This window comes from Microvirga sp. HBU67558 (assembly GCF_018069605.1).
In the GTDB taxonomy this organism is placed as follows: Bacteria; Pseudomonadota; Alphaproteobacteria; order Rhizobiales; family Beijerinckiaceae; genus Microvirga; species Microvirga terrae.
This window is the reverse complement of sequence record NZ_JAGPUP010000378.1, coordinates 1-5,252: the sequence shown is the minus strand read 5'-3', so window position 1 is coordinate 5,252 and position 5,252 is coordinate 1. Positions and strand designations below refer to the sequence as shown.

Here is a 5,252-nt window from a genome sequence, read left to right as displayed (position 1 = left end):
GCGCTCCCTCCAAGTACCGCTTCACCGCCCGTTGCTCGGGATGCCACAAGACGGACACCTACGAGGCGAGCACGTCTGTCGGCGACGATGTCGTCAAGGGCTACTTCAAGGACCGAGGCTGGCTTCTCGCCCGCGATCGCGCCCATGATCTGTGTTCGGTTTGTCTGGCGAAGCCCCACGGGGCTCAGCAGCCGCGCCAGAGCAGCGAAGCTCGGCACCACAGATCACCAGGTGCTGCGCCCCATCCGGATCGCCCGACACCCGTTGTGGACAGGCGCTCTCGGGACACAGCCGATATCTTGGCGCGCCACTTGGGCAAGCCCGAAGCACTTGCCGCGGAGGTCTTCCGTGCCAAGCCGCTGCAGGCCCCTCGCCCACCAGCTGCGGACGTGCCCCAGCAGGTCGCACCCGCCCCTGCCCTGTCACCCGAGCTCGAACAGGCCCTGACAGAAATAGCCGCCGAGCTGAAAAGCCTTCGCCCCACTATGGAGCTCATGGCGGAGCAGATGGGCAAGCTGGTTTCTCTGGGCACTCAGCAGATTGAGGCCATGGCTCGTCTGATACCTCTGGTGGAGCAGTCGGCAGAGGGGATCTCCGGAAGCCTGCGAGAGGTTGCCACCGCAATCCAATGCATGCCGGCCGTTTCCACCTCTGCCAGTGCTGCTCCGAAGCCGCCAGCCAAAGCGAAAGGGGCTGAGGAGCCGCCGGCCCAGCAGCTTAATCTTTTGCAAGATGTGGACCAAGCGGCTGGTCCGGAAGCTGTGTCTGCACCACTAGTGGCGGAGACGAGGACGCCACTCAGGCAGGGCCAGCGCCCCAAGAGGAACGGGGCACCCACGCCTCAGGCGAGTTTTGCGCCTGTCCTGATAAAGTCAATTCCCGATGCCAAGCGTTCAGATCGATACTATACCTCCATCCGCCTACCGCGCGCCTTGTGGAACAAGGCAGGGTTTGGACCGGACGACCGCCTCCTGCTCGACTGGAGCGGCAAGGCTCTGACGATTGAGCGTGCGACAGAGGGTGGCGTGAAGCCGAAGTCCATCGGTGAAACCGCTGTGGTGCTGCAGTCCTGGAAGCTCGGCAACCTCAACTTCGATGAGCCGAGGGTCACCGGCGCCGACGCCTCCCTGAAACTGACCGCCGGACATAGCAGCCACAAGACTTAATCCGAGAGCGGCGAGCAGACGCTACCGAGCGAGCCGCGCGCCGTCTATCCAACACTGCCCTGGTGGCCGGACGTCCCGCTCAAGGTCTTCAAGTGATCGATACTCATGATCACGACCACGCTACGTTGCGACACCAAAGGCTCATTGAGCACGATCATCGCCGAGGAAGCTGACCGCGTCTGCTGACAGCCTTCAATCTGCTGGCTCCGGTTTCGTCTGAAGGGAGCCATCCGCATGCGGCGAGTGAGTTCTGCCAACCGAGAGGCAATTGCCTTTCGGTCGCAGGGGTTAAGAAATTGAGGCACGTGACAAATGCGTGCATGTCTTCGAGTTTTTTGAAGGAAACAACACAGACGATACTATCATCCGTTAGGCTCCAAGACCGTCCAGCAGAGCCGAACATATATGTAGCCAGATCCTTCATAGCCGAGATATCGCTCTGCGACGCGCAAAGAACGGCGTATGTGTACCAAGTTCTTTTCAATTTAAATCCTTGATCCGAGTTTCTTGTCGTAATTTATCATGTGAAATATCCTTTCAATTTTTATTATATTATTCGCAATTCAAAGCTCAGCTCGTCGCCATAGCTGATCTTAGCCCGACACGACCTATGCGGGGCGTCAACGCCGTTGGTTGATGCAGAACTAAGATTTTTGGCTCATTGCATGTGTTCTGTTGGAAGACTTGAATCCCGCTCCACATCACATGATGCGATCTTCGCCACTGTGCCCCACCTTTGCGTGGGTTGCGCCTATGAAGCACGTTCGCCGCATGTTAGCGGCGACTAGCCCGCCGGGCACTAAGCTGCATGAAGCGTTCTGCCGGACGCTGGAATCCAGTCTCTCGAGAGACAGATCTGCCTTCCGTGCGCTACAGTGGCTTGTCTGCAGCTCCCATACCCGCCCTCTCCTCCTCCGCAAGCTCGAGCTTCGGCACACGGCCCATCCAGGGTTCTGCCTTGATCGCCCTTACCCAGTCGACAAACGACGGTATCCAGCCGAAATCTTCCTTCACATGCTGCTCGGCTACCCAGCGGGTGGGGACTTGGCGGCCGGCGCTGGTGGTGATTGTCGGCCCGAAGATCTGCACGCAAAGGGCAATGCCCTCTGCGTGATGTCGCAGCGCACGATGGCGAAAGTCGCACGTGATTGCCTTGCTCTCATCGAACCACTGATGCACCGCGAGATAGTCCTCATCGATGCCGCCCCACTTGCGAGCACTCGATAGGGCATGGTGAAACGCATCTGCCATCTTAGAGCTCATGCTCGCTATAGATGGAGTCAATAATGCGCGCGTTCATGTGGCAGCGGACCGAATTCACAGCGGGCTTAATGACGATTTCACCGTAGCCGCCTTCGTTGTTTACCCAATCGACGCCGGCGTGATCGAGCAACCCGTAACACCACGCATCCAGAACCTCCCTCATGGTTGCCGGACGATCCGCCGTTTGCGTGACATACTTGTAGGCTGTGCTGTCCCAAATACGTTCGCCCGCAGCGATTGTTTGGCCGGGAATATTGGACGGGAACGTCAGCGAGCTTGCATTGCCGCTCACCGTTGTACAGCAGATATCTGAAATCTGTCCTTCATCGCCTGAACCATCGAATTCAATGGTCACTTCAGCAATGCCGAGTTGAAGCAGTTCGGCCATAATCGCCGCGCGAAAAGCCTTAGGATCTTGGCTTTGAGCCAGGGTTGTCATTATTCATTTCCTGTGATGTGTGAGAAAGTTGTTTGGGATGTCATGGCGCAGTCCACTCTTTGAAGGGATCCTTCATCGGCTTGAGGGTGCCCAGGACAAGTGCTTTGAATTCTGCTGGACTCTACGCGGGTATATGCTCGAATGAAGCAATGATGAACCGGTGTCTGTTGGAGTGTAAGAAAGGGCAATTCAAACTATTCATTAAGCTTCCAGCATCAGATCGAACGTCGATCTGGACAAAGGATGCCATCCCTCATCCACGTTTTGCATTATTTTTATTTTCTGCAGCCGCTGATTTCAATTTTGACCTAGCGACGGTCCCTGCGTTATAAATAGATACGGCATAGGCTCAGGATTGAGATTGGGGTGACTCCGCCCCACAAACGACACCCGGGACGTTAACGAAGGCAAGGACGCGTGATAGTGTCGGCCGCTTGACCGGGAGTTATGAGGCAGGGCCACCGACGAGACGGACTCACCGGCTAGGATTAGCCCGCACTGACGATAAGCTCGCCAGGTGAGTAACGGCTGCTCGGCAAACGGCGCCAAAAACGTCCTTTGCAAGAAGGCATTCTCTCAAGAGGAGAAGTGTGTCTTGAGTCATTTGACCCTTCTCCGCGTGCGCCGATTCCTCAACTGTCTGGCGCACGAGCGTCGATTCTATGAATCGATAACCGTTTGGCACTAACGTCCGCCCGAGGGGCAAGACCGACCAATGTAAAATGTGCTCTGCATCCCGGCTATGATCGCGTCAATCCTATCATCGAGCCGTCCAACACACATTGAGCCGACCCTCCCAAACCCTCCCTACTAGGCGGGACTGACCAGGATAGGGCCGCTATATGCTGGGACCGGGAAACCCCCAGCCGCCGGATAGAACCGGCCTCGTGGCTTGTTGAGCACTTACCGATGGAAGTGAATGATCCCCTCTGTTCTGTTCGCTCTATTTGCATATCGTGCAGGACGGGGGGAGAAAAGCACGTCCCTTCCGAAAGTGAATGAACGAGAAATCTTCAAGGGATGACCTTAAGCGAGGTAACAAGTAAGCGCTGGTGCCCTGAAGCGCGAGCGATCACCTGTGATCGGGAGGAGTTCAGGGCACCAGCAGGAGCAGGGTGCCCGGCGCCCCTGCTCCTCCAAGAGATTGGTCATCTCCGAGCCAGTATGACGATCACAGCTTGCGCCGCACCTTTAACCGACCCTAACGTCTGACGAATATCGTGGCTGACGTACACCTTATGTGGTGAAAGTGCTTTGTCAGGTGTGTCTCGTACAGGAATTGCTGGTCGGGCCGAGATCAACGTAGCCCAGAGCAGCCGAGCGGAACCTCTCACACCATGCGCTGGACGACTACAATGCCGTGCTGGAGGTTGTCTGTCGTGCCTGAAGCAGAATTGTCGATGAGAAGCGCCGGCTCACAACCCTGACCGCTTACCCATGTCACTCCACGTCTCTCACTTCGTCAGAAGTTCCGTCAATGCCCGGCGGCCTTTCATCGTGCCGCGCTATCCTGCGTGACGGCAGCTACATCGTTTCTCCAACGGGGACAATCCATGGACCTATGCCACGGCGGGAGGACAATGGTGCGGAAGGCTGTCGGGGCATTCGTTCAGTTTGTGCAGCGTACGCCTCATATGCCGCATGCCGACAACTCGACTGTCCTGCAACCTGCGCACGCCGATACTTATCTGTGTTGGCCCTACGGTTCAGGGACGGTCTTATCCAATAGGGCAGACGAGCACGTTTCAGCGATAAGGCCGGCGGAGCCAAAAATGTCGTTTGCGAAACGTCGCGTCTTATGGCGTTTTCCTTGGAGGGAGTATTTCTCGTTTTATTGATCCGGCTTGGGTGATCTTGAACTACGCGGCATAGCGGAAAGATGGATGCCCAAAGTAGCTGCGAATCCGGTTGGGCAATTTGGCGAGCCGGCGCATGTGGCTGATGACAGTGCGTTTGAGTTCGGGCTTGCTGCGGGCCGGCGGCTTGCGGGTCACAGCCTGCTTCAGGTCGGCGTTCAGCCCCTCGTCCGGGTTGAGTTCAAGGCTGTAGGGCGGCAGGTAAAAAACCTCGATCCGCTCTGGGCGCGCGGCCAACCAGTCCTGCACCGCCCGAGCCCGATGGACCGGCAGGTTGTCCCAGATCAGAAACACTTGGCCATCGACATCCTCGAGCAGCCGGCCGAGAATGCGGATCAGGCTCGGAGCATTGAGCGCGCCGTCGAGCACCATCCAGCGCAGCTCGCCCTTGTTGGTCACAGCCGAGATCAGGCCCAGCCCCGCGCGCTTGTGAGACGGGCCCACGACAGGCGTCCGGCCGCGTGGGGCGAAGCTGCGGCCGCGCACATCGTCGGAGCGCAGGCCGGTCTCATCCTCCCAGAAGATCGT

At 57.7% G+C, this 5,252-nt stretch carries 4 protein-coding genes; 1 reads left to right on the top strand and 3 read right to left on the bottom strand.

What is annotated here, in order from left to right; all coding sequences use genetic code 11:
- Positions 1–311: 311 nt before the first annotated feature.
- Positions 312–1,166, top strand: coding sequence for a hypothetical protein (locus tag KBI52_RS02250; RefSeq protein WP_210805049.1), 855 nt, complete (start codon positions 312–314; stop codon positions 1,164–1,166).
- An 870-nt stretch (positions 1,167–2,036) separates the two neighbouring features.
- On the opposite strand, the gene KBI52_RS02245 is transcribed toward KBI52_RS02250, so the two are convergent.
- The 3 genes from KBI52_RS02245 to KBI52_RS02235 form a co-directional block, all read right to left on the bottom strand.
- A complete protein-coding gene (locus KBI52_RS02245) occupies positions 2,037–2,417 on the bottom strand; it encodes a hypothetical protein (protein WP_210805047.1) in 381 nt (126 codons plus the stop codon).
- Position 2,418: 1 nt separating this feature from the next.
- A complete protein-coding gene (locus KBI52_RS02240; protein WP_210805045.1) occupies positions 2,419–2,868 on the bottom strand; it encodes a DUF6878 family protein in 450 nt (149 codons plus the stop codon).
- 1,859 nt (positions 2,869–4,727) lie between these two features.
- On the bottom strand, positions 4,728–5,252 hold a 525-nt coding region (locus tag KBI52_RS02235; protein WP_210805043.1), incomplete at its 5' end, for an IS630 family transposase.